The organism is Kluyvera sp. CHPC 1.2972, from assembly GCF_036759925.1.
Lineage (GTDB): Bacteria > Pseudomonadota > Gammaproteobacteria > Enterobacterales > Enterobacteriaceae > Kluyvera.
In genome coordinates this window covers 258,263-282,467 of sequence record NZ_JAPKIB010000005.1, presented here as the reverse complement: position 1 = coordinate 282,467, position 24,205 = coordinate 258,263, and the positions used below count along the sequence as shown (strand labels likewise).

At 56.3% G+C, this 24,205-nt stretch carries 22 protein-coding genes and 1 pseudogene; 10 read left to right on the top strand and 13 right to left on the bottom strand.

All coding sequences use genetic code 11. The features are described 5' to 3' along the window. Positions 1–40 precede the first annotated feature (40 nt). A complete protein-coding gene (locus V6944_RS11510) occupies positions 41–511 on the top strand; it encodes a YlaC family protein (RefSeq protein ID WP_333499036.1) in 471 nt (156 codons plus the stop codon). On the opposite strand, the gene pdxR is transcribed toward V6944_RS11510, so the two are convergent. Next, positions 486–1,937 (bottom strand): MocR-like pyridoxine biosynthesis transcription factor PdxR, encoded by a 1,452-nt coding sequence (gene pdxR, locus V6944_RS11505; RefSeq protein WP_333499035.1) that lies wholly within the window; start codon positions 1,935–1,937, stop codon positions 486–488. The two genes, V6944_RS11510 and pdxR, sit on opposite strands and share 26 nt — an antisense overlap. A gap of 104 nt (positions 1,938–2,041) precedes the next feature. On the opposite strand from pdxR, the gene V6944_RS11500 reads away from it, so the two are divergent. Beyond that, complete coding sequence (locus V6944_RS11500; protein WP_333499034.1) at positions 2,042–2,752, top strand: GNAT family N-acetyltransferase; 711 nt, start codon at positions 2,042–2,044, stop codon at positions 2,750–2,752. Here V6944_RS11500 and ykgO read toward each other — a convergent pair. The 3 genes from ykgO to V6944_RS11485 all read right to left on the bottom strand — a co-directional run bounded on the left by ykgO (position 2,749) and on the right by V6944_RS11485 (position 4,346). Next, the gene (gene ykgO, locus V6944_RS11495) at positions 2,749–2,889 is read right to left on the bottom strand and encodes a type B 50S ribosomal protein L36 (RefSeq protein ID WP_003859006.1); all 141 of its coding nucleotides are present in this window, start codon (positions 2,887–2,889) and stop codon (positions 2,749–2,751) included. The two genes, V6944_RS11500 and ykgO, sit on opposite strands and share 4 nt — an antisense overlap. Next, positions 2,889–3,152, bottom strand: a complete 264-nt coding sequence (locus tag V6944_RS11490; protein ID WP_333499033.1) for a type B 50S ribosomal protein L31 — start codon at positions 3,150–3,152, stop codon at positions 2,889–2,891. Before V6944_RS11490 ends, ykgO begins: the two co-directional genes overlap by 1 nt. A 120-nt stretch (positions 3,153–3,272) precedes the next feature. Next, positions 3,273–4,346 (bottom strand): LacI family DNA-binding transcriptional regulator, encoded by a 1,074-nt coding sequence (locus V6944_RS11485; RefSeq protein ID WP_333499032.1) that lies wholly within the window; start codon positions 4,344–4,346, stop codon positions 3,273–3,275. Between the two features lie 270 nt (positions 4,347–4,616). Between V6944_RS11485 and V6944_RS11480 the strand changes: the two genes are divergently transcribed. Next, a complete protein-coding gene (locus V6944_RS11480) occupies positions 4,617–5,882 on the top strand; it encodes a maltoporin (RefSeq protein WP_333499031.1) in 1,266 nt (421 codons plus the stop codon). 204 nt (positions 5,883–6,086) lie between these two features. Here V6944_RS11480 and V6944_RS11475 read toward each other — a convergent pair whose 3' ends face one another. From V6944_RS11475 to V6944_RS11450, 6 genes are all read right to left on the bottom strand, one after another. Continuing rightward, positions 6,087–6,401, bottom strand: coding sequence for a glucose PTS transporter subunit EIIB (locus V6944_RS11475; RefSeq protein ID WP_333499056.1), 315 nt, complete (start codon positions 6,399–6,401; stop codon positions 6,087–6,089). Positions 6,402–6,473: 72 nt separating this feature from the next. After that, the gene (locus tag V6944_RS11470; protein ID WP_333499030.1) at positions 6,474–8,531 is read right to left on the bottom strand and encodes a beta-galactosidase; all 2,058 of its coding nucleotides are present in this window, start codon (positions 8,529–8,531) and stop codon (positions 6,474–6,476) included. Between the two features lie 29 nt (positions 8,532–8,560). After that, positions 8,561–9,763: a glycoside hydrolase family 53 protein gene (locus tag V6944_RS11465; protein WP_333499029.1), complete on the bottom strand. Its 1,203-nt coding sequence runs from the start codon at positions 9,761–9,763 to the stop codon at positions 8,561–8,563. Between the two features lie 4 nt (positions 9,764–9,767). Next, positions 9,768–10,619, bottom strand: a complete 852-nt coding sequence (locus V6944_RS11460) for a sugar ABC transporter permease (protein WP_035891868.1) — start codon at positions 10,617–10,619, stop codon at positions 9,768–9,770. A 9-nt stretch (positions 10,620–10,628) separates the two neighbouring features. Further along, entirely contained in the window at positions 10,629–11,936 is a 1,308-nt protein-coding gene (locus tag V6944_RS11455; RefSeq protein ID WP_185667118.1) for a carbohydrate ABC transporter permease, read from the bottom strand. A 53-nt stretch (positions 11,937–11,989) separates the two neighbouring features. Next, positions 11,990–13,222 (bottom strand): extracellular solute-binding protein, encoded by a 1,233-nt coding sequence (locus tag V6944_RS11450; protein ID WP_185667119.1) that lies wholly within the window; start codon positions 13,220–13,222, stop codon positions 11,990–11,992. Positions 13,223–13,569: 347 nt separating this feature from the next. Here V6944_RS11450 and V6944_RS11445 point away from each other — a divergent pair, with 347 nt between their 5' ends. Then, a complete protein-coding gene (locus V6944_RS11445; protein WP_333499028.1) occupies positions 13,570–14,679 on the top strand; it encodes an ABC transporter ATP-binding protein in 1,110 nt (369 codons plus the stop codon). Between the two features lie 81 nt (positions 14,680–14,760). Here V6944_RS11445 and V6944_RS11440 read toward each other — a convergent pair whose 3' ends face one another. After that, the gene (locus V6944_RS11440) at positions 14,761–14,907 is read right to left on the bottom strand and encodes a hypothetical protein (RefSeq protein WP_333499027.1); all 147 of its coding nucleotides are present in this window, start codon (positions 14,905–14,907) and stop codon (positions 14,761–14,763) included. Positions 14,908–14,910: 3 nt separating this feature from the next. Between V6944_RS11440 and V6944_RS11435 the strand changes: the two genes are divergently transcribed. The 5 genes and pseudogenes from V6944_RS11435 (at position 14,911) to V6944_RS11415 (ending at position 19,891) form a co-directional block, all read left to right on the top strand. Beyond that, positions 14,911–15,942, top strand: a complete 1,032-nt coding sequence (locus V6944_RS11435; protein ID WP_185667121.1) for an isopenicillin N synthase family dioxygenase — start codon at positions 14,911–14,913, stop codon at positions 15,940–15,942. Positions 15,943–15,967: 25 nt separating this feature from the next. Further along, entirely contained in the window at positions 15,968–16,774 is an 807-nt protein-coding gene (locus V6944_RS11430) for a MetQ/NlpA family ABC transporter substrate-binding protein (protein ID WP_333499026.1), read from the top strand. Beyond that, positions 16,771–17,562, top strand: coding sequence for a methionine ABC transporter ATP-binding protein (locus tag V6944_RS11425; RefSeq protein ID WP_333499025.1), 792 nt, complete (start codon positions 16,771–16,773; stop codon positions 17,560–17,562). Before V6944_RS11430 ends, V6944_RS11425 begins: the two co-directional genes overlap by 4 nt. After that, positions 17,559–18,218, top strand: coding sequence for a methionine ABC transporter permease (locus V6944_RS11420; RefSeq protein ID WP_333495321.1), 660 nt, complete (start codon positions 17,559–17,561; stop codon positions 18,216–18,218). Before V6944_RS11425 ends, V6944_RS11420 begins: the two co-directional genes overlap by 4 nt. 95 nt (positions 18,219–18,313) lie before the next feature. Then, positions 18,314–19,891: pseudogene (locus tag V6944_RS11415) on the top strand (EAL domain-containing protein). Here V6944_RS11415 and V6944_RS11410 read toward each other — a convergent pair. Next, a complete protein-coding gene (locus V6944_RS11410; protein WP_185667125.1) occupies positions 19,872–20,144 on the bottom strand; it encodes a metal-sensing transcriptional repressor in 273 nt (90 codons plus the stop codon). The pseudogene V6944_RS11415 and the gene V6944_RS11410 overlap by 20 nt on opposite strands. Positions 20,145–20,279: 135 nt before the next feature. Here V6944_RS11410 and V6944_RS11405 point away from each other — a divergent pair, with 135 nt between their 5' ends. Continuing rightward, positions 20,280–21,104, top strand: coding sequence for a nickel/cobalt efflux protein RcnA (locus V6944_RS11405; RefSeq protein ID WP_333499024.1), 825 nt, complete (start codon positions 20,280–20,282; stop codon positions 21,102–21,104). Positions 21,105–21,119: 15 nt separating this feature from the next. Here V6944_RS11405 and V6944_RS11400 read toward each other — a convergent pair whose 3' ends face one another. Then, on the bottom strand, positions 21,120–24,203 hold the full coding sequence (locus V6944_RS11400; RefSeq protein WP_333499023.1) for a beta-galactosidase: 3,084 nt from the start codon (positions 24,201–24,203) through the stop codon (positions 21,120–21,122). Between the last annotated feature and the right edge of the window lie 2 nt (positions 24,204–24,205).

Here is a 24,205-nt window from a genome sequence, read left to right as displayed (position 1 = left end):
CATACAATAGGCTATTCCGCCCTTCGTTGCCGAGCAAAAGATGTCAGAGATCCAGCGATTACTCACGCAAACCATTGATGAACTGAACGTGACTGAAAAGCGCGACAACCGGCCGCGCTTTAGCATCAGCTTTATCCGCAATCACCCCGGCCTGTTCATCGCTATGTACCTTGCGTTCTTCGCGACGCTCGTGGTGATGATGCGTTCTGAAACCCTGGCTGATACCGTCTGGCTGCTATGGTTGCTGTTTGCGTTGCTGAACGGCTTCTTCTTTTTCGACGTCTATCCACGCTACCGCTATGAAGATATCGACGTCCTGGATTTCCGAGTCTGTTACAACGGCGAGTGGTACAACACCCGTTTTGTGCCCAAACAGCTTATCGAGCGGATCCTGAACTCCGCCCGCGTGGACGGCCAGGCGAAGGCCCAACTACAGAAAATGGTCTCCACCAAGGGCGAACTGTCTTTCTACGATGTCTTCACTCTTACCCGCACCGAAGCGGCACAATAAGCCGCTGCAGCGTCCGCATCGCCGTCGTAAACTGCGATGCGGACGTATTGCCATAGCCCAATACCAACCCCGTTCGCGCCTGTTGGCGGTTAAGGTAAAAGCTGCTGAGTGCGCCGGGCGCCATCTGATGCAGCCGCGCCTGACGCACCAGCGCTACATCATCAATCCCGTCGATAGCCACCGTCATATGCAGTCCCCCTTCCCCTGCCATCAGCTGATGAGGAACGGTGAGCTCCTGTTCCAGCGCATCATGTAGCTGCGCCTGGCGTTTGCGATAAAGACGACGCATCGACGCCAGATGGCGCGCATAGTGGCCCTCTTCAATAAAACAAGCCAGCGCACGCTGCTCAGCACGGTGCCCGCCGCGTAATAGCGCACGTATGGCAGGCTGCACCGCCTCAACCAGCATCGATGGCAGCACCATAAATCCAATGCGCAGCGACGGGAACAGCGTCTTACTGAAAGTCCCCAGGTAGACCACCGGCGCGTTATCAACCATTCCGCGCATGGCCGGAATCGGCTCGCCGCTGAAGCGAAATTCACTGTCGTAGTCATCCTCAACGATCCACGTCCCATGCTGTCGGGCATAGTCCAGCAACGCAAGGCGCCGCGTCGCACTCAGCACACTGCCGGTAGGATACTGGTGAGAGGGGGAGGTAAAGATCATCGTCGGTGGCGGTAGATTGACGGCAATCCGCATGCCCTCTTCATCTACCGGTACCGTTTCCAGCGCTAACCCCGCCGCGAGGAATGCACTTTTGGCACCAAAGTAGCCCGGCTCTTCTACCCAGGCGGTTTGCCCCGGTTCGCTGAGCAAATGCGTGCATAGGGTTACCCCTTCCAACGCCCCTTCGGTGATAACAATTTGCCGCGCATCACAATCGATGCCACGCGACAAGGCAAGATGACGGGCTATCGCCACCCGTAGCGGCCACTCGCCGGCCGCATCGCCATAGCCGAGCAGCGAACTTCCCTCTTCGCGTAAAACACGGTCGAGCAATCGTCGCCAGAGCGGCAAGGGAAAATAGTTAATGGCTGGCGTGCCGGGGGTGAACAACAATGGCGGCGTATCGCGCGGCAAGACCTGCGGCAGCTGTTGTAACCGTGACGGAAGCTTGACGGACGCGCGTACCGGCACCTCGCGGCTTTCCGGCTGCGGCAAAGCAGTCACCCGCGAACCCCGACGGTCTCTCCGCAGGTATCCTTCCATCGTCAGCTGTTCCAGAGCAGCATTGACCGTATTACGCGATATCCGCAGCCGCTCAGCGATAACCCGCGAGCCCGGCAGCCAGCTCTGTGCCTGGAGTTGCCCCTGCATAATGGCCTCTCGCAGCGCAGCATACAGGTTGCGTTGCAGCGTCTCTGATCCGCGCGCCTGTAGCGAGCGGGAAAGCAGGGCAAAAAAGGGATCGTCAGGAATATTCATCTCAGCTCCTCGTGGTACCATCAAAAGATAACCTGGTGGCACTTCTTATGGAACCAGTAAACCCCTACGCTCAGCGTATTGTTTATTTCCCCCAAGGAGAGGTTATGAGTCAGCTTAATCAGTTCGGTCAGTTAATTGGCGATGCCCTGCCGGATTGGCAGCCACGCCCGCACCCTGAGCGCGTGGTGCTGGATGGGAAGTTTTGCCGCCTTGAACCACTGAGCCTTCAGCATGCGGATGCGCTGTTCGCCGCCCACCAGTTGGCAACCGATAGCCGTAACTGGACGTGGCTACTGCGCGAGCCAGAAAGTTCAGTAGAAGGCTATCGTCAGTGGGTGGCAAGCGTGGAAAACCTGCAGGACCCCATTCATTTCGCGGTCATCGACAGGCAAACCAATCTGCCGGTCGGTTCGCTGGCATTGATGCGAATCGACCCGAATCACGGGGTGATGGAAGTCGGCCACGTCCACTTCTCGCCGCTGCTGAGCAGAACGCCCGCATCAACGGAAGCCCAGTGGCTGCTGATGCGCTATGCGTTCGATACCCTGGGCTATCGTCGCTATGAGTGGAAGTGCAACAGCTTCAATGAACCCTCACGCAAGGCCGCGCTGCGCTTAGGTTTCCAGTTTGAAGGCCATTTTCGCCAGGCGCTGGTGATTAAAGGCCATAATCGCGATACCGACTGGTTTTCAATTATCGACGGTGAGTGGTCAGCGCTGAACGCCGCCTTCCAGAAATGGCTTGCCGCCGACAATTTTACCGCCGACAGCAAGCAACGCCACTCCCTGGAGTCGCTGCGACAGCTGCCCGCTTAACGGCGCTTCTTGCGCCCCTGAACGGCCTTAAAGCGAGGGTTTGACTTGCAGATAACGTACAGTCGCCCTTTGCGTTTCACAATCTGGCAATCCGGGTGACGCTGTTTGGCGCTGCGCAATGAGTTAAGTACCTGCATCATGAACCTCTTTTCACATCAATAAAGCGACCAAAACGCTGGCTAAAGCGCGCCACGCTACCCTCGGTAGAGGCCGTTCTCTGTTTCCCGGTGTAGTACGGGTGCGATTTGGACGACACATCAATCGTGACATACGGATATGTCACCCCTTCCAGATCAATCATCCGGTCGGTTTTAATGGTCGAACCCACTTTGAAATACTCGTTGGCACTGGTGTCATGAAACACCACGGTACGGTAATGGGGATGGATATTGGCTTTCATCTGACCCTCGACATCATATGTTATAACATAACAATTACGATACGCCGCGAAACCGGCCTTTGCAACCCTACAAATTAAAGGGGGATAGCCGGAGCGCAGAGCACGCTCCGGACAGAGAGGTTAGCGGCTAAGCTGATGCGCGATGGCGCGCAGCTGCTCAGCAATCGCCTGCATATCTTTGCCTTGCTCCACTTTTGCGCCGGTAGAGTGGCGAACGACAAGGCGAGCCGGAAGGATGGATGAGGTGCGCGACGGAGCGCTATCGTCACTCTCCAGAATACGACGTACTGCTTCTTTACCTTGTAAATCAAGGTCAAGCGAGACGGTGGTCAATGCCGGATAGAAGAACGAGCTTTCATAGGTGTCATCGTAACCGATCACCGACTTTTCACCGGGGATCGCCACTTGATGCTGATGAAACGCACTCAAGACCCCCAGCGCCATCTGATCATTGCCCACCAGCAATGCCGAAAAATCCGGTGTCTCGCGCAGCATTTGCAGTGCGCAAGCATAGCCGCTTTGCGCATCCCAGTTTCCGTGCAGTACGGTGACAGGCTTCAGACCGTAGCTGTTGAGGGTATCCAGCCAGCTCCTCAGACGCAGATTAGCCGAAACGGAGCTCACCGGCCCGGCCAGGATAGCCATCTCACGATGCCCGGACTCATACAAATATTTCACGCTAGCACGCGTGCCATCTGCTGGGTTAAACGAAACGTTATACACGGAGCTGTAGGGGTCTACATCGAGGAAAAGGCAGACGATATCATCATTATCATCCGCGATTTTCTGCGCCGTTTCTGTCTCTAAAGGCACGTTGATAATGACTTTGCTGACCAGCTGTGATTTCAGCTCATTGATTGAATCCTGAATGCTATGATTGACGTTCTCATCAATCATCGAAATCAGTACCTGATACCCCTCCAGATTTGCATAGCGTTTCACCGCCGCTGCGACCTGAGAAGGCGCGTGTAGCGCCAGAGAAGTGGTGACCAGTCCAAGCGTCTGACTGGTTTTGCCAACCAGCTGTTGTGCCAGTCTATTTGGGACATAGCGGAGGACCTCGATGGATTTCTCCACCTTGTGGCGTGTGGCTTCGGATACATTGGCAGATTTATTGAGTACCCTGGACACAGTCTGGTAGGAGACGCCCGCATGGCGAGCAACATCTTCCAAAGTTGCACTTTTAGACTTCATCGTCCGGTTCCTTATGTTGTTATCGCTAGATTGTAACAGGGGTCACCCCAAAAAACGTCTACCGACCTGACTCATGGCATACGATAACACAAAAAAGATACACGCTCACACACCAACGCAATAAGAACCCTCTTACACAACCAGTCAAAAATGGCTAATTTATTTGCAGTTAATCACACATCGCGAATCAAATGTTTGCCTGTTTTTACATTTAGGCATTTTATTACACACGTTATGTGAACGTACTACAAAACAAAAATGAGGATAACAATGAAAACTACCCTACGCACGCTTTCTATTGCGTTGGCTACTGCGCTGACTTCACCTTCACTGCTGGCGGCATCGTCAGTACCGATTGATTTCCATGGCTACCTCCGCTCCGGCGTGGGGGTTTCTAGCGATGGTGGAATGCAGGAATGGCAAAAAAACAAACTAGGCCGTCTGGGGAACGAAGCCGACACTTATGGTGAGCTGGAACTGGGCTCTGAGGTATATAAGAAAAATGATGTCAGCTTCTACCTCGATTCGATGGTCAGCATGGTCTCCGATGGGTCCAACGATAACGAAACCACTTTCGGCGACGATGCGCAGTTTGGCCTGCGTCAGCTGAACCTACAGATCAAAGGGCTTATCCCCGGCGATCCGAACGCGGTAATCTGGGGCGGGAAACGCTACTACCAGCGTCACGATCTGCACATCATTGATACCAAATACTGGAATATCTCCGGTTCCGGCGCCGGGATCGAAAACTACACTGTCGGCCCTGGTGCAGTTTCATTGGCCTGGATCCGCGGCGACGCCAACGACGTCGACTATCGCGTAGATGGCGATAACGATGTCAACATCAACTATATCGACCTTCGCTATGCGGGCTGGAAGCCATGGAGCGGTGCCTGGACCGAATTCGGTATCGACTACGCCATGCCAAATCCAACCAACAAGCAGAAGGATTACGGCGGCCTGTATGATGCCGACAACGGCGTGATGCTGACCGGCGAAATCAGCCAGGATATGTTCGGTGGCTACAACAAACTGGTACTGCAGTATGCGAATAAGGGCCTGGCGCAGAACATGGTCTCCCAGGGCGGTGGTTGGTACGACATGTGGAACAACGTCAACGATGCCACCGGCTACCGCGTTATCAACACCGGCCTGATTCCGATTACCGACAAGTTCTCACTCAACCACGTGCTGACCTATGGTTCAGCGGATGACACCACCGAATACACCGATAAATCACGTCTGGTGTCGCTGGTCGGTCGTGCGCAGTATCAGTTCACCGAGTACGTGCGCTTAATCGGTGAAGTCGGCGGTTTCTACCAGAAAGATTCTTACACCAACGGCACCAGCTACAAGCAGAGCGGCGAGAAATACACCATCGCGTTAGGTCTGGCGGACGGCCCAGACTTTATGTCTCGCCCGGAACTGCGCGTATTTGCCTCTTACCTGAATGATTCTGAGCAAGGCAATGCCTTTAACGACGGCACCGCCAGCGATACCTGGAACTTCGGCGTGCAGGTGGAAGCCTGGTGGTAATACGTTTATCTGACTGAGTCATTATTTTTGCATTAATTCTATCTTTTGTTATTTTCGCCAATTTTACTATTTGCCACTCCATCATTGTTTCTATCATCTGGCCTTTGGGATAACGCTATTATTGGGTTATCCCTTTTTTTTTATATTTCAGACAATAAAAACCCCGGCATCAAACCGGGGTTTTTAATACAACAAACTGTACCGTTAATTATTTTCAGCGAAATGCTCATCTAATAGCTGGCGTAACGTATCAGACTGTTTGCCAAATATCGCGTGCACCTGCTGCCCCAGAATAATCACCCCCAGCGCACCTTCATTCTGTAACGCCTGAGAATCAACCACCGCTAAATCTTTTACCGTGACACGCAGGCGGGTAATACAGGCATCGACATTCTCAATATTACTCTGACCGCCAAAGGCGCTAATCAGACGCTGAATTTGCTGCTGCTCACCCTCGCTTAACGGCACCGACGGCTTGGGTTGGGAGAAGTAGTGCAGGAAAGACTTAAGGCTAACCATCATCGACGCTCCTTGGTTATCTACAGAGGTAAAAAAGCCTGCTCGGTTGAGCAGGCTATGGATTACAGCGGATTATGCCTTACGGCGAACGATACGACAGTCCCAGGGCTGAAGCACCTGCGTACCGCTGGCATCGGCCCCCGTAGCGGCAAGTTCATAACCTTCCGGCAGCGAGATAGTCTGCGTCTGCGCGGTAAAGTTCTGCACAAAGACAAAGGCGCTTTCACCGTCGGTTCGCGCCGTCGCGACCACCCCCGGCGGGAAATCGCTTGCCACCGCACGCGGCAGCGCCAGGTCATCCATCAGTGAAGTGAAGAAATCACGCTGGAAGGCCAGATCGTTGCGAGACGCAATATGCCACGCTTTCCCCTTACCTACGCTATTCACCGTCACCGCCGGGCGACCTGCGTAGAAATCATCACGATAGGAGGCCAGCGCCTGCGCCGTCTCGGTGTGAATCAGCTCGCACAGGTGTCGCACCTGGTATGGCCCCTGCAGCCCGGCCATATTGCCCGCCAGCCCCTGAATCTGATTACGTTCGCCGTCGTCGAGGCAATCAATCTCTTCCGCCCATATCCCCAGCAGCTTACGTAACGGGCCAGGGAAACCGCCGAGGTGGCACAGATCGCTCTCATTCACGATCCCCGTCCAGTAGGTGGTCACCAGATGGCCGCCATTCGCTACAAAGGCTTCGGCACGCTCGGCAAAACCTTCGCGCACCATATACAGCATCGGTGCAATCACCAGTTGATAGGCGCTCAGGTCACCATCGGCATCAATAACATCGACCGCGACCCCTTGCTCCCAGAACGGGCGGTAGTGCTCATTCACCGTCTGCTCATACTCCATGCCCTTGTTGCGCGGCCCCTGCGCGTCATCCATAGCCCAGCGGCTCTGCTGGTCAAAGATAATGGCAACCTTCGCATCAGTGCGACAGCCGACAACGCCCGGCAACTGGCTCAGAATACTCCCCAGCTTGCTGACCTCGCGGCCCACGCGGGTATCAAGATGCCCCACGTGGTCAATAATCGCGCCGTGGAATTTCTCCACCGAACCGCGGCTCTTACGCCACTGGAAGTACTGCACCGAATCCGCACCGTGGGCCACCGCCTGCAGCGAAGAGAGGATGTGCATGCCCGGTTTTTTCAGCTTGCTGGTCGGCTGCCAGTTAGTCACACTCGGCGTCGACTCCATCAGCACGAACGGCTTGCCGCCCTTCAGGGTACGCATCATGTCGTGGTACATCGCGGTATAGCAGGCCAGCGTGGTCTCGTCTTTATCGCGATGCCACATCGGGTAGCTATCCCAGGAGATAAAGTCCAGCGGTTCGGCGAGCTGCGAATAATCGTAGTCGTAGAAATACTCCATAAAGTTGGTGGTCACCGGCAGATCCGGATTTACCGCCTTTAACGGCGCGATTTCATGACGACAGAATTCGGTCACCTGCGCGGTGTTAAAGCGCCGCCAGTCGAGATTCAGACCATGAATAGAGACTTCACCCTGCGGTGACGGCGACTCAATCTGCTGCCAGTCGGTGTAGGTGTGGCTCCAGAAGGTGCTCCACCAGGCATGGTTCAGGTTATCCAGCGTGTTGTAGCGCGCCTTCAGCCAGTCGCGGAACTTCACCTGGCAGCGTGGGCAATGACATTCGCCGCCGTATTCGTTAGAGATATGCCAGCCCAGCACCGCCGGGTGCTGTGAATAACGCTCCGCCAACAGCGTGTTGATTTTCAGCGTTTTTTCACGGTAAACCGGCGAAGTCATGCAGTGGTTATGTCGGCCACCATGCAGCGCAGGCACCCGATCGCGCCCTACGCGCAGCACTTCCGGGTAGGCTTTTGACATCCATGCAGGCCGCGCGCCGCTCGGCGTCGCTAAAAAGACGTGGATCCCCGCGGCATACAGTTTATCGATAACGTCGTCCAGCCAGCCAAACTCAAATACGCCCTCTTGCGGTTCAAGTTTGGCCCAGCTAAATATCCCCACCGACATGACATTACAATTTGCCTGCTGCATCATCGTAATATCCTGGTCGATAATACCGGGATAATTCTCCCACTGCTCCGGGTTATAATCTGCGCCATGCAATAACGCATTAACCTTTGGGCTCAAAGGCGGAAATTTTTGCATAATAAAATCCTGAAAAAGAGTGTTGCTAATTAATTAAATACTTTTACCGACGGCAGGACTTTTCCTTTGCAGTCAAATAAGGCCTGATTCTCGCGGGCATTACCTTCTTTCCATTCGTCATGGATATATTTCATGCCTGCTTTAGTCGCCCAGGTATTTCCCGGAACAGCAATCCAGGTCGGTTCCCAATAAAATATCCCTTTGCCACGATGGTCCGGAACATCAATAACGGCCTGCATTAAGTCATGAATATAGTTATATTGCCCCTGAACCGTGCCCGGATAGCCGCCGTCTTTCTCTTCTTTCGCCTGGAAGCTGTTTTCCGCGTTATCGCAGTTTTCCAGCGTGTAGCCGTAAGCGGCTTCGACCACAATGACATCTTTGTTGTAGCGTTTGCTGATGTCATCCATGTTGGCCTTCAGCGCGCTGATAGGGCCATTCCAGTAGGTGTACATCGACAGGCCAATCACGTCATACGGCACGTTGCGTTTGCTGATTTCATCAAACCACCAGCGGAAGGTGTCATTTTTGGTGCCTTCGGCCAGATGGAGCATAATTTTCACCTGCTCACCGCCCTTCAGATTCTCTTTCAGCCCGGAAATCGCCGCATTCAGCAGGCCGGCTAAACGGTCGAACTCACCGCCGCCCTGCCCCCAGCTTTTGCCTTCCGGCCAGAGAATCCCGCCGTTGATTTCGTTACCAATCTGCACCATATCCGGCAGCACACCCTCCTGTTTGAAGCGGGCGATGGTGTCACGGGTATAGTCGTGAATCACGGTTTTCAGCTGCGGGTAATCCATCTTCTCCCAGGCTTTGGGTTTGTACTGTTTGCCTGGGTCGGTCCAGAAATCGCTGTAGTGGAAGTCCAGCAGCAGCTTCATGCCCTGCGCTTTTGCCCGCTTCGCCAACGCCAGCGTGCTGACAAGATCGTTATCACCGCCGCCGTACGCCTTACCGTCGGCATCTTTCGGGTCAACCCACAGGCGCAGACGAACATAGTTCACGCCGTTGGCTTTAAGGATAGCTAGCGCGTCCTGCTGCTGGTTTTGTTCGTTGTAGAAACGGGCGCCGTGCTTCTCAGCATCCAGCAGAGTCGAGATATCGGCCCCTTTAATAAAATCCGCTGGCATGGCGTTAAACGGCTTCGTTTGCAGCGTCTCGGCCGCCAGCGAAGAGGCGGAAAAACTACAGGAGAGACAAACAGCAAGCAGAGCGGGTGCAAATCTTTTCATGTGGTTATCCTTTGGTGCTGCCGGAGGTCAGGCCGGACACGAAGTATTTCTGTAATGCCAGATAGAGAATCGCCACCGGTACGGCAATCAGCACGGCTCCTGCCGCGTAGGTGGTGTAGCTGGCGCCCATTTTTTGCGCCACCAGGTTGTACAACCCGATAGGCAGCGTGTATTTATCCGGCGTACGCAGGATGGTGCTGGAGAGGATGAAATCTCCCAGCGGGCCGGTGAAGGAGAACAGCGCCACCACCGCCACAATCGGCTTCGACAGCGGCATGATGATTTCAATGAAGATGCGGAAGTTGCTGGCCCCGTCCATACGGGCGGACTCATCGAGATCTTTAGGGATCGCGTCGAGATAGCCCTTCATCAGATAGGTATTCATCGGGATCATCCCTGCCACGTAGATCAGCACCAGCGCGAAGTGGCTATTGATCAATCCCAGCAGTTGGGAGAGCACGAAAATGGCAATCAGCGCGGAAAACTGCGGGATCATCTGCAGCAGTAAAAACAGCATCAGCCCGTTCTGACGCCCTTTAAAACGGAAGCGTGAAAACGCATAGGCGGTAAAGCTGACGCTAATCAGCGTTAGCACCATGGTCAGGAAGCTGATTTTCATCGAGTTCCAGTACCAGGTCATGTAGTTCACCTGGCCGTTAAACAGGTCGGCGTAGTGCTGGAACGACAGGTTTTCCGGAATAATCGACGTACTCAGCAGGCTGTTCCCGGCGTTGAGCGACGCGCCAATGGTCCAGATCAGCGGGTAAATAATGATGGTGGAAACCAGCACAATAACCAGCCAGGAGAGCGACAGCCGCACCCATTTTTCACGTTTAATACTTTGTGATTTAGCCATGTGATTCCCTTACGCCATATCGTCGTTTTTGAAAGATTTCGTGGCGCGGAACTGCCACAGCGCCAGACCGACGACAAAAATCGACAGCAGGATGGTAATGGTCGCCGCAATGGCGTACTGGGAAGAGGACATGGTCAGCTTATAGATCCACGACACCAGAATATCCGTACCGCCCGCGTTCGACCCGGCCACCGCCGGCCCACCGTTGTTAAACAGGTAGATGATGTTGAAGTTGTTAAAGTTGAAGGTGTATTGCGTGATGATGATTGGCGCAATCGAGTAGAGCACCAGCGGCAGCGTAATCGTGCGCAGCTTGGTCGTCGTGCTGGCACCGTCCATCGTTGCCGCCTCGTAGAGATCGTCAGGTATCGCCTGCAATACCCCCGTGGTCATCGCAAACACAAACGGGAAACCAAGCCAGGTCTGCATCATAATCAGCGCGGTTTTGGTCCAGAATGGGTCGGTCATCCACGCTTTTGGGCTGATCCCAAAGAACGACAGAATGGCATTGTTAATGACGCCAAACGAGTCGTTGAACATTCCGGCAAATACCAGAATGGTGACAAAGCCCGGCACCGCCCACGGCAGAATGAAGATAGTGCGGATAAGCGGTTTAAAGCGCAGATCTTTCTGGTTCACCAGAATCGCCAGCAGCACGCCCACGGTGCATTGCAGCGTGGTGGCCAGCAGCGTCCAGACCACCGTCCACTGCAGCACGTCGAAGAAGGTCGAGCGCCAGATGGAGAGCGTGAAAATATTGACGAAGTTCTTCAGCCCAACCCAGTCCACCAGCTTCGCCGGAGGGGTGTGGTAAAGGTTGTAGTTAGTAAAGGCGATAGAGAACCCAAACAGAATCGGGAAAATCACCACGAACACCAGCAGAATGAATCCTGGGGTGATCATTAAATAGGGAAAGCCATCGCTCAGCAGCATCTGATACTGTTTACGCACGCTGTTCAGCTGCTGGCCCTCATCGCGCTTCTTACCGTTCGCCCACGCATCGCGCAGGGAGAGGTAATAAATCGTGACGCCAAAGCCGATAATCAGCACGCTGATGATCCCTTCGGCTAACAGGAAGATAGAGTTATCGCGAGGGACCTCTTCTCCCAACGTGTACAGCCCCCACAGTCCTTCGCTCAGGAAGTCGTAAAACACGCCCATAAAGCTGCTAAGCAGCACCAGGAAGATAAGTCCCTTCAGCCACTGGCGGTGATAAAACTGGCCAAAGCCAGGCACAATGGCCAACAGCAGGCCGCACCACGCATGGCGTCCGGCCCCCTGTGCTCTGTTTACATTTTCGCTGGGATTGATAATCACACACGGCTCCTTCTGAAAACGGGAGGTCCCCCTCCCGTCCGTGACGTCAGTGCTTACTGGTTACTCGCCTGCATGGCTTCGATCTGCATTTTGATCTGTTTTTCGGCGTTATCGAGCGCGGCCTTCGGCTCTTGCTTACCGGTCAGGCTCAGTTCAAGCGCTGCGTTGGCAGGGCCCCACACTTCGCCCATCTCTGGGATCCCCGGCATCGCCGTGGCGCGGGCGGCCTGCACCGCAACGGCGCTGGCTTTCTCATCGTTCTTGATAATCGGATCGTCAATCATCGCCTTCTGCGGCGGGATTTCACGCGTCGCGATATAGCGCGTTTTCACGTACTGCGGTTGATTGATAAATTCGATGAACTTCTGCGCCATCGCTTTATCTTTGCTCCAGGTCGACACCACGTAGCCCTTCACGCCAAGGAAGGAGCTCATCGGTTTGCCGTCCGGCAGGTTTGGCAACGGCGCTACGCCGTAGTTGATGCCCGCCGCTTCATACGGCTGGAAGGCCCATGGCCCGTTGATCACCGCCGCGGCTTTCTTCTCGGTGAACAGCGAGTCGATAGCATTCAGCCCGTTGTCACCGATAATCCCCGCCGGGAAGATCTTATCGGCATAGAATTTCTTCAGATAAGTGACTGCTTCTACCGCACCCGGCTTGTTCAGGCCAACGTCCTGGGCGTTGTAACCACCTTTGCCGTTATCGCCAAAGATGTAGCCGCCCATCGGGCCAATTGCCCCCCAGCTGTAGTAAATCTGGTCGAACTTGGCGAGCAACCCGTACTTGTTCTGCGCGCGCTGAGCTTTGGAGAAGTCATACCATTCCGGCAGGCTGGCTAACGGCTTGTCGATTAACTCTTTGTTGTAAATCAGCACCAGCGTTTCGACCGCCTTCGGCACGCCATACAGAGCGTTGTCCATACGAAAAGCGTTAATTGACGCAGGCGTAAACTCATCAATCTGCTTCTGGTCGAGCTTAATCGGCGTCAGCAGCCCCTGAACCACCGCCCCACCGAGCTGATCGTTTGGAATGACCAGTACGTCCGGGCCAATCCCCGCCGGGCCATCAAGACGCAGCTTTTCCAGCTGCTGCGCATAAGGCATCTCCTGCACGTTGACCTTAACGTCGTACTGTTTTTCGAAATCGGCGATGGCATCCTTAATTCCGGCGGATTTCTTTATGTCTTCCCAGACGTTAAGCTGCGTAGCCGCATGAGCCTGCAGGCTAATCAACTGCCCCGCGGCCAGAGTGGTAAGGATAAGTGCGGCAATGGTGTTCTTTTTCATTATCAACCTCATGTGAAGGTGTAACAATTTATCGTTTTTGACTACAGGGTACAGCATGATTTAACGCTTATAATGCTTGTTTTGTACCGGATTACTCAGTTTATTACGCTTTGTTATACGCTACGCTTTGAGTGATGATAAAACCACTGACAACTGCGAGTTGTGTGATCGTCATTGCAGAAATGAAACATCGATATAGGGCGCGTAAATAGCGGAAGTTATAGTCGCACCATGATTTTTACGCTGTTGAGCATCGCTTAGCCAGATTGTCATACGTAATACACAAATGACATTCAGCGGCCCTCATCCCAACGGCAGGCAAAGGTTAATAACTTCGGGGAACGTCGATGTCTAATATCCGACTGAGGAATGTCACGAAACGCTTTGGCAGCACCGTCACGCTGCATAATGTCAATCTCGATATTGAAGACGGCGAGTTTGCCGTGTTTGTTGGCCCATCCGGCTGCGGTAAGTCGACGCTGCTACGCATGATTGCCGGGCTGGAAGAAGTCAGCGACGGCGAAGTGCTGATCGGTGACGAGGTCATGAATGATGTTGCGCCGTCTCATCGCGGCGTGGCCATGGTGTTCCAGTCGTACGCACTCTATCCCCATATGACCGTCGCGGAGAACATGGGTTACGGCCTGAAGGTCAACAAAGTGCCGAAAGAGGAGATTCGCCGACAGGTAGAGATGGTGGCCAAAACGCTGCAGCTTTCACACCTGCTGGACCGCAAGCCAAAGCAGCTTTCCGGCGGCCAGCGTCAGCGTGTGGCTATTGGCCGTGCCATCGTGCGTAATCCGCGCGTCTTTATGTTCGATGAACCGCTGTCGAACCTCGATGCCGAACTGCGCGTGGATATGCGCCTGCACATTGCGCGCCTGCACCAGGAGCTGAAAACCACCATGGTGTATGTTACCCACGATCAGGTCGAAGCGATGACGCTGGCCGATAAAATCGTGGTGATGAACTACGGTAAGGTGGAGCAAATGGGCTCACCGATGGATCTCTACTACAACCCGATCAACAAATTCGTCGCCGGGTTTATCGGCTCACCGAAGATGAACTTCCTGCCGGCCACCGTCGCCGAGTGGCAGCCAGGTTCCTTGACCGTGAACCTGGCCCAGCAGCATACGCTGACCCTGGCGATAGAGACCGCCCCGCTCACCCCGGGCGCCACCGTGACCCTGGGTATTCGCCCGGAACACCTCTCTACCGATACCCGCCGCGGTACGGTACTGGCCTTTAACTGTGAAGTGGTTGAGCGTCTTGGCAACAACACCTATCTCTTCGGTCAGTGCTACGGCCACGACAACATGAAAATCCTGCTGCCAGGGGATGTCCATTTCCGCCCGTGGCAGCAAATTGACCTCGCCTTCGACCCGCAGCACTGCATGATCTTCGATGAAGACGGCCTGCGCATCAGCGCCGATATTGCCGCCCCTAACCAGCATTAATCCCCCGCCCTCCGCGCACGGCCTGCTGCCGTGCGCTTTAGCTAATTTTCGCAAAAGCTCAGACCCCCACTCCGTCATAAATTAGAAAATAACGTTATTGGTCGCGCCCTTCGCCATCAGGCAGGCTGTCGTTATCAACCCGACGGAGATATCCCATGCAGCGCTGTTGTTGTCACCCCGCATTTGCACCACCCCAACATTACGGTATTCATCTGCAAAACGGAGCATTCAATGAGTCTGACCACCCTGCCCATTCTCAGCCTGGCGCGCTACCACCAGCCGTCTGAACGCGCTGAGTTTCTGCTGGCGCTTCGCCACGCCGCCCGCGACGTCGGCTTTTTCTACCTGACCGATCACGGTATCAACGATGCCCTGCAACAGTCGCTGCAGTCGGAATCACGCCGCTTCTTCGCCCTGTCCGACGAACAAAAACAGCAGGTGGCGATGATCCACTCCCCGCACTTTCGCGGCTACAACCGCAGCGCCGCCGAGCTAACGCGCGGCCAGCCGGACTGGCGGGAACAGTTTGATATCGGTGCCGAACGTCAGGCCGTTTCGCTGCGAGAGCACGACCCGCGCTGGCTTCAGCTACAGGGCCCTAACCTGTGGCCTGAGGCGCTGCCCTCTTTACGCCCGGTCCTGTTGCAGTGGCAGCGGTCAATGACCGAGATGGCGATGACGCTGCTGCGCGCCTTTGCTGAGGCGCTCCAGCTACCGCCCGAGGCGTTTGACACCCTGTACGGCCAAAAGCCCAACGAACATATCAAGCTGATCCGCTATCCCGGCCAGCAGGAGACGCAAAATAGCACCCAGGGCGTGGGGGCGCATAAAGATTCCGGCTTCCTGAGCTTCCTGCTGCAGGACGACCAGCAAGGGCTACAGGTGGAAGTCAGCGACGGCCAGTGGATTGACGCCAAACCGCTGCCCGGCAGCTTTGTGGTCAATATTGGCGAGCTGCTTGAGCTGGCAACCAACGGCTACCTGCGCGCCACCGTTCACCGCGTGATCTCACCGCCAGCCAACAAGCAGCGCCTCTCCATCGCCTTCTTCCTGGGCGCACAGCTGGACGCCGTGGTGCCGGTGTACTCCCTGCCCGAATCACTGGCGCGAGAAGCCAACGGCCCGCAAAGCGACCCGCAAAACCCGCTGTTGCGCGACGTAGGCTGGAACTATCTGAAAGGCCGCCTGCGCTCCCATCCGGACGTAGCGGAACGCTATTACCGCGATGTACTGCGCGCGCGCAGTGAACAGCTGATTGCCTGATAACCATTAAAATAAGGAACACACCATGAAACATGCCGCATTCAAACTGGCAGGGGTAGCACTGTCTCTTTCTCTGGCCTGGAGCGCGTCTGCCGCGCCGCTGCGTATCGCCGCTGACCCGGTACCGCACGCGGAAATTCTCAACTTTATTAAAAAGCAGGACCCGAAGCTGGATCTGAAAATCGTCGAACTGATCAGCGGCGTTAACGCCAACGAACTGCTGGCCAACGGCGATGTGGATGCCAACTACTTTCAGCACGTGCCGTACCTGAAAGATCAGGAAAAGGCGCTGGGGAAAACCTTTGCCGTTGCTGCCACGGTGCACATCGAGCCGCTGGGGATCTATTCGCATAAACATAAAGATCTGCAATCGCTGCCGGAAGGGGCCACCGTGGCGGTGCCGAATAACACCACCAACCTGAGCCGCGCGCTATTCCTGCTGCAAAGCAAAGGGCTGATTAAGCTGGCGGCGAAGTTTACCGACCCGGCGACGACGCTTGCCACGCCGAAAGATATCGCCGAAAACCCACATAAACTGAAGATCCTCGAAGTGGAATCACCGCAGATCCCACGCTCGCTGGACGACGTCGACCTGGCGGTGATCAACGGCAACTACGCACTGGAGGCAGGGCTGAACCCGGCCAAAGATTCGCTGGGGCTGGAGAGCGCCACGCATAACCCATACGCCAATATTCTGGTCACGACCCCGCAACTAGCCAACGATCCGCGCATCAAACAACTCGCTAAAGACCTGACGTCGCCGCAGGTGGCGGAATTTATTCGCCAGCACTACAACGGCTCGGTGATCCCGGTTAGCGCGCCGCAATCATGATCGTCATAGAAGGGCTGAGCAAGCAGTATGCCGGAAGCGGCCACCCGGCACTCAACGACGTTTCGTTTACCGTCCCCAAAGGCGCCATTTACGGCATTCTTGGGCGGAGCGGTGCGGGTAAAAGCACCCTGATTCGCTGTCTGAACTTACTGGAGCGGCCCAGCGCGGGCCGCATCCTGTTTAACGGGGAAAATATCGTGCAGTACGATAAGGCGCAGCTTCGCGCCCATCGTCTGCGCACCGGCATGATTTTTCAGCACTTCAATCTGCTGCACGCCCGAAGTGTAGCCGACAACGTTGCCGTGCCGCTGGAGATAGCCGGCATCCCGAAAGCGCAACGTCAACAGCGCGTAACGGAACTGCTCGCACTGGTCGGGCTTGGCGACAAAGCCGACGCCTTCCCCTCCCAGCTTTCCGGTGGACAAAAGCAGCGCGTCGGCATTGCCCGCGCGCTGGCCGCTGAACCCGATGTGTTGCTGTGCGATGAAGCCACCAGCGCGCTGGATGCCGAAACCACTGCCAGCGTACTGGCGCTGCTGGAGACGATTAACCGCCAGCTGGGGCTGACCATTGTGCTGATCACCCATCAGCTTGAAGTGGTCAAAAACCTTTGCGATCACGCGGCGCTGCTGGAAGGTGGGGCATTGCAGGAGAGCGGGAAAATCGCCGACCTGCTGGCTTCCCCCTGGTCACGCCTGCGGGACATTTTACTGGGAGACGGCGATGAAGAACGCCGCTTCCTCGCCCGCCACGGCATTGAAGGGAGACACTTATGCATAGTCGCATGAGCTGGGAAGATTTATGGCCGCTGCTGGTCGACGGTACGCTGGATACGCTGTACATGGTGGGGTTCGCCACTCTGTTTACTGTCTTAATCGGCCTGCCGCTGGGCGTACTGCTGTTTCTCTCCCGTCGTCAGGGAATTGTCCCCATGCCACGCCTGAACGCGGTGCTGGGGGCGATTATCAACACCGGGCGATCGCTGCCGTTTATCGTGCTGCTGATTGCCCTTATCCCCTTCACCCGTCTGCTGGTCGGCACCACGCTCGGCAGCACGGCAGCCATTGTGCCGATTACCATCGGGGCGTTTCCTTTCTTTGCTCGCCTGACTGAAAGCGCACTGGATGAGGTGGACTACGGGCGCATTGAAGCGGTGCTGTCGATGGGCGGTAACGCCTGGCACGTGGTAAGCAAAGCGCTGCTGCCCGAAGCGCTCCCGGCGCTGCTGGCGGGCACCACGCTGACTATCGTCATGCTGATTGGCTTTTCGTCGATGGCGGGCGTCATCGGCGGTGGCGGGCTGGGTGATTTAGCCATTCGCTACGGCTATCAACGGTTTAACGACCAGATAATGATCGGCACGGTGCTCATTCTGGTGCTGATGGTGCAGGGCGTGCAGATGGGAGGTGACAGGTTAGTCCGCGCGTTAGCACACCGCCGTTAATTCAAGATAATTCTGATGGAGCGAGAGAATTCGCGTAATAAGCGTAGGAAATGTCGGGTATACTTGTACTACTTTGCCCCGGAAAAGGACTGGCAGTGACAACTCGACACCTGATCGGTCTGATAACCGGTGTGCTGATTATGGCGATTCTCCTGCCTATCCTGTTGAGCATCTAGCTTGCCCAACGGGAAGCGCATCGGCAGTTTATCACTGAGCAGGAAACCTACGCATCGCGGGTTCTCGTGCGCACCGAGCAGGTCATGGACCAGGCCAAAGGGGCGCTGCAACAGATGGATGCTCTGAAGGAAGCGGGCTGCAGCCCTACGCATCTCCAGGAGATGCGCCGTCTCTCCTACTCGTGGCGCTATATTCAGGAAGTGCTCTACCTCGATGGGGTCACGGCCAAATGTTCCTCGCTTGAGAACAGCGGTAAGCCGTTCACCTTCCCGGAGCCGGATCGCATCATCCCATCCGGCTATCGCGCCTGGTACACCGAACGTAACGATCTCGGCATCCGTCGCTATATGGCCGCTTTCGCCTCCGAACACCATATGGTGATTATCGACCCCGTCTCGTTTATCGACGTTATTCCGTTCAGCAACTCGAAAACTCAGGTGGCGCTTATCAGCACCCATAACAACCGGGTACTCGCCAGCAGCGCGCCGCTGGACCAACAGGCCTGGCAGCAGATTCAGCTGCAGCATCTGGAGACGCTGACCAAAGACAACGTCGTTTATACGGTCCGCCAGTATCCCGACCTGCAGGTGTCGATCATGACCTGGTCTTCAACCCTGCCGCTGTCGGATCGCCTGCGCCACCAACTGATGTTATGGGTTCCGGCAGGTATGCTGCTGAGCCTGCTGGCAAGCTGGCTGATTTTCCTGGTGCTGCGCCGTCTGCAGTCGCCGCGACAACGTATGCTCGATGCGCTGAACAATGCCGGGATTACGGTCTACTACCAGCCGATTGTGTCGCTAGCCGATGGCAAAGTGGTAGGGTGTGAAGCGCTGGCGCGCTGGAAGCAGCCGGACGGCAGCTATCTGTCGCCGGAGATTTTTATTCCGCTTGCCGAACAGACCGGGCTGATTACACACCTGACCGAAAACGTGGTGAAATCGGTGTTCCGCGATCTCGGCAAATGGCTCAGCCTGCACCCGGATCAACACGTCTCCATCAACCTCTCCGTCGCCGACTTTCACTCCGTGATGCTCCAGGCGTTGCTGCACCAGCAGATGCGAATCTGGAACGTGCAGCCGCAGCAAATCGCCCTTGAATTAACCGAGCGCGGCTTTGCCGACCCGAAAACCACGCTGCCGGCGATGACCGCCTACCGCAAGGCCGGGCACGCCATCTATATCGATGACTTCGGCACCGGCTACTCCAGCCTGCGCTACTTGCAGGACCTTGAGGTCGATACCTTAAAACTCGATAAATCCTTCGTTGATGCGCTGGAATACGCGCAGGTGACGCCCTACATCATTGAGATGGCGAAAACCTTACAGCTTAACGTCGTGGCGGAAGGGATTGAGAGCCCCTGCCAGGAGAAGTGGCTGCGCGAGCACGGCGTGCAGTTTGGACAGGGCTGGCTTTACAGCAAGGCCCTGCCGAAAGAGGCGTTTATTATCTGGGCGGAAAGCAACCTGCGGGCGCACGCTACTTCAGATAGGACTTAATCACCTGCATCACCACCTCGAGGTCGGCTTCGCGCTGACCCTCTTCGGGCTCTTTGACCACGTGATCGGTCAGATGACCCTGAATCACCTGCAGCATCATGCCGTTGACCGCTCCGCGAATCGCCGCCAGCTGCTGTAGCACCTCCGCACACTCGTGCTCACGATTGAGCATTTTCTCAAGCGCAACGCTCTGCCCCTGAATTTTCTTCAGACGCGTCAATAACATCTTCTTGTGACGAACGGTATGTGACATGGCCGGGATCCTGTTCTTAACTCCTGCGCAAGCATACCACGCGCGGCTCTGACTGCGCATTTTTATACTAGGGGGTAGTATTATAATACTGGGTGGGAGTATAGTGATTTCACTTTTTTGCAAGGATCCTTCGCGATGAACGACTTCACGACACTCTTACAACAGGGCAATGCCTGGTTCTTTATCCCCGGCGCCATTCTGCTTGGGGCGCTGCACGGCCTGGAGCCTGGCCATTCCAAAACCATGATGGCGGCGTTTATCGTGGCGATCCGCGGTACGCTAAAACAGGCGATATTACTGGGGTTGGCGGCGACGCTGTCGCACACGGTGGTGGTGTGGGTCATCGCCATGGCCGGGATGTGGTTTGGTCGCGGGTGGGATGCACAAACCGCCGAGCCGTGGTTTCAGCTGCTTTCCGGGATAATCATTATTGTTATCGCACTGTGGATGCTATGGCGCACCTGGCGTGAGTCGCGCGGGGCGCACGATCATCATCACGACCATGATCACCACCACGATCATGAACATGAACATGAACATCATCATGGCCACGATCATCACCACGATCGGGTGGAAGCCGACTGGCAGGATGCCCACCAGCGCGCCCATGCCGAAGAGATCAACCGCCGTTTCAAAGGCCAGGAGGTCACCACCGGGCAAATTGTGGTGTTCGGCCTGACCGGCGGGCTCATCCCCTGCCCGGCCTCGATCACCATTCTGCTTATCTGCCTGCAGCTTAAACACGTGGCGCTGGGGGCGACGCTGGTGCTGAGCTTTAGCGTCGGGCTGGCGCTCACGCTGGTTGCCTCCGGGGCTATTGCCGCCATTGGCCTGAAGCAGGTAAGCAAACGCTGGAGCGGGTTTGGGGAGCTATCGCGAAAAGCACCGTGGTTCTCCGGCGCGCTGATTATTCTGGTGGGGCTTTACATGATGGGACACGGCATCAGCGCACTGATCTGATGCCGTGTGCCGGACTTAGCTTAACTGCCAGCTAAACTGGTAGCGAACCCGGCGGGCGGGCAGTAAAAACTCTGGCCCCACGCTCGGGCTCCAGGAGTCGTCGCCGCCCACACCCATATGGAAGGCATCGAGGTTCAGCCAGCAGCCCGGCTCCTCGTGCAGCAGATGGTGATGGGTGGTTTCATGTAACTGACGCTGGCTGTAGCGGCTGAGGCCAAAGTGGAACTCACCGCGCCAGCAGTGCGCGCCATATTCAAGCTGTCGGGTATCGCAGCGCAGCCCATTTTCCGTCGGGTAGATATACGGCGTATGCAGCGCCGACAGCGGCAGAGTCCACAATCCCTGGCGCGCCGCCAGACGACGGTCTGGATAGTTTTCATGCGGCCCTAACCCCAGCCAGCTCACCTGTTCTTCCACGACGGCCAACTGGCAATGCAGACCAATTCGCGCCGGGTGCGGAATATCTTCCGCCACCTGCACCATCACATCGCCATGCAACACGCCGCAATCGTCAATGCGCCAGCGTTTGTGGCTGATAAACAGAATTTTCCCCTGATATTCCCAGCTCTGCTGCGTCTCGACCTCAACGCCCTGTTCCTGCGACGCTGCCCGGCACTGTAACAACCGCGGCGTCATGGCATACATCCCCGCCGCCTTCCAACGCTCTACCCATGCGTTCGGGTCGATGCGGGTCACTTCACTCACGCCAATATCGTTATCCAGCGGCGCGCGGGTGAAATTATCGCGCAGCGGCGACAGCAGTTCGGGTTTGTCGTTGCGCCACCACTGCGTCAAATCGCCACTCTCACGGCTAAACTGCCAACGCTGGCTGCCGTGGGTGATAACAAACGCCTGCGCCTCAACGTGCAGCTGCGGGGCGGTGCCTGTCTCTTGCCGTACCGGCAGCGACAGCGCGGCGGGCAACGGCCACTGATCCCAGGCGCACAGATGATTAGCCGCCGACCACTCGGTCGCCTGCGGCTGATATACCTCAACGTTAAGCCAGCTATTTTCGCTGAGCGCAGCGCTATCGGTGAACGGCAGCACTATTCGTTGCTGCCCCTGCGGGGCGATATCAAGCGCTTCCTCGCCCTGGGTCAGCGTTTTGCCATCAACGGTAATCGACCAGCGCAGACGCTCGTTATCCGTATGGCGGAACAGGAATTCACTGCTCACTTCTATTTCCAGCGGCGCGCGCCCCACCAGCCTGAACTGGAAGAACTGCTGCGCCCTTTGCGCCTCAAACAGCGCCGGATGCGGCGTACGATCCGGGAATACCAGGCCATTCATACAGAACTGACGATCGTTTGGCGTATCGCCAAAATCGCCGCCGTAGGCCCAAAAACGCTCGCCCTGCTCATTGGTTTTGCTCAACGCCTGGTCAACCCAGTCCCAGACAAAGCCGCCCTGCAGGCGTGGGTTGTCGCGAAACGCCTGCCAGTATTTCGCAAAACCGCCAAAGCTGTTGCCCATCGCGTGAGCGTACTCGCAGAGGATCAGCGGACGACTCTCTTCCGGCAGCGCAATCCACTTTTTGATGCTCCACTTCGGCACCGTCGGGTGCGGCTGATCGGCATCGACGCGAGCGTACATCGGGCAGACGATATCCGTCGCCGCCGTATTAGCGCCGCCGCCCTCATACTGCACCGGGCGTGACGGATCGGCGGTTTTTATCCAGCGGTAGAGCGCGTCATGGTTCGCGCCGTGCCCGGATTCATTGCCCAGCGACCAGATGATAATGGAGGGATGGTTGCGGTCACGCGCAACCATTCGGGTCACGCGCTCGCTCATCGCCGGTAGCCAACGCGGATCATCCGCCAGGCGCCTCATCGGCACCATGCCATGGGTTTCAATATTGGCTTCATCCACTACGTACAGCCCGTAGCGGTCGCACAGACGGTACCACAGCGGATGGTTCGGATAGTGGGAGCAGCGCACGGCGTTAAAGTTGTGCTGCTTCATCAGTTCAATATCGCGGCGCATGGTGGCTTCATCCACCGCCTGCCCGGTTTCCGGGTGATGTTCATGACGGTTAACGCCGCGGATCAGCAGCGGTTTACCGTTCAGTTTCAGCAACCCGCCCTCTATCGCCACCTGGCGGAAACCAACATCGCAGGCTTCCGACTCCAGCGGCTTACCGTCGGCATCACGCAGCGTGAGCACCAGCCGATAAAGGTTTGGCGTTTCGGCGCTCCATAACGCGGGCTGCTCCAGCGGCAGCGTCACCTTCAGGCGCTCTGCCCAGCCGCCGCGTTCATCCACAAACGGAATGCCCACGGCCTGTTGCAGGCTGGCAACGGCGTTGTCACCCCACCACAGCACGGCTTCCACGTCGGTTGTGGCAGCAGCAGAACCTTCGACGGTCACCTGAATATCCAGTTCGCCGAAGGTAAAGCGCTCAGACAGCCGAGGCGTAACCTGATAGTCAGCAATGCGGGTTGCCGGTTTATGCAGCAACGTCACATCGCGGAAAATACCGCTCATGCGCCACATATCCTGATCTTCCAGGTAGCTGCCATCGCACCAGCGCAGCACCATCACCGCCAGCCGGTTCTCACCAGGTTTCAGCACCGCACTCAGGTCAAACTCGGCGGGCAGGCGGCTATCCTGGGAGTAGCCCACCCACTGACCATTGCACCACAGATGAAATGCCGAGTTTACGCCGTCAAAAATAATCCGCGTTTGTCCCTGCGTCAGCCATTCATCTTCTACGGTAAAGGTGTACGAGTAGCAGCCTGTCGGGTTCTCAACGGGCACCTGCGGGGGCGTCACCGGGATCGGGTAGGTCACGTTGGTGTAGATAGGCGTATCAAAACCGTGCATTTGCCAGTTAGACGGCACTGGCATCGCGACAGCATCGTGAAGATCCTGCTCAACCCACCCCTCCGGTACGGCTCCAGGGGCGGAAAAGAAGTTGAAGCGCCAGTTGCCGTTTAACGACAGGCGCGAGGTCGATGCGCTATCCAGCCGCGCTGCGCTCACTTCACGCCAACTGTTAAACGGTGCGTGGGCGGGCAGTCGGTGCCACTGGGTAAGCTGGGGATTTTCCCAGTCACGGCGGGAGAGTAAAGCAGACAGCGTCAGAGAAGAATGCAGCATGG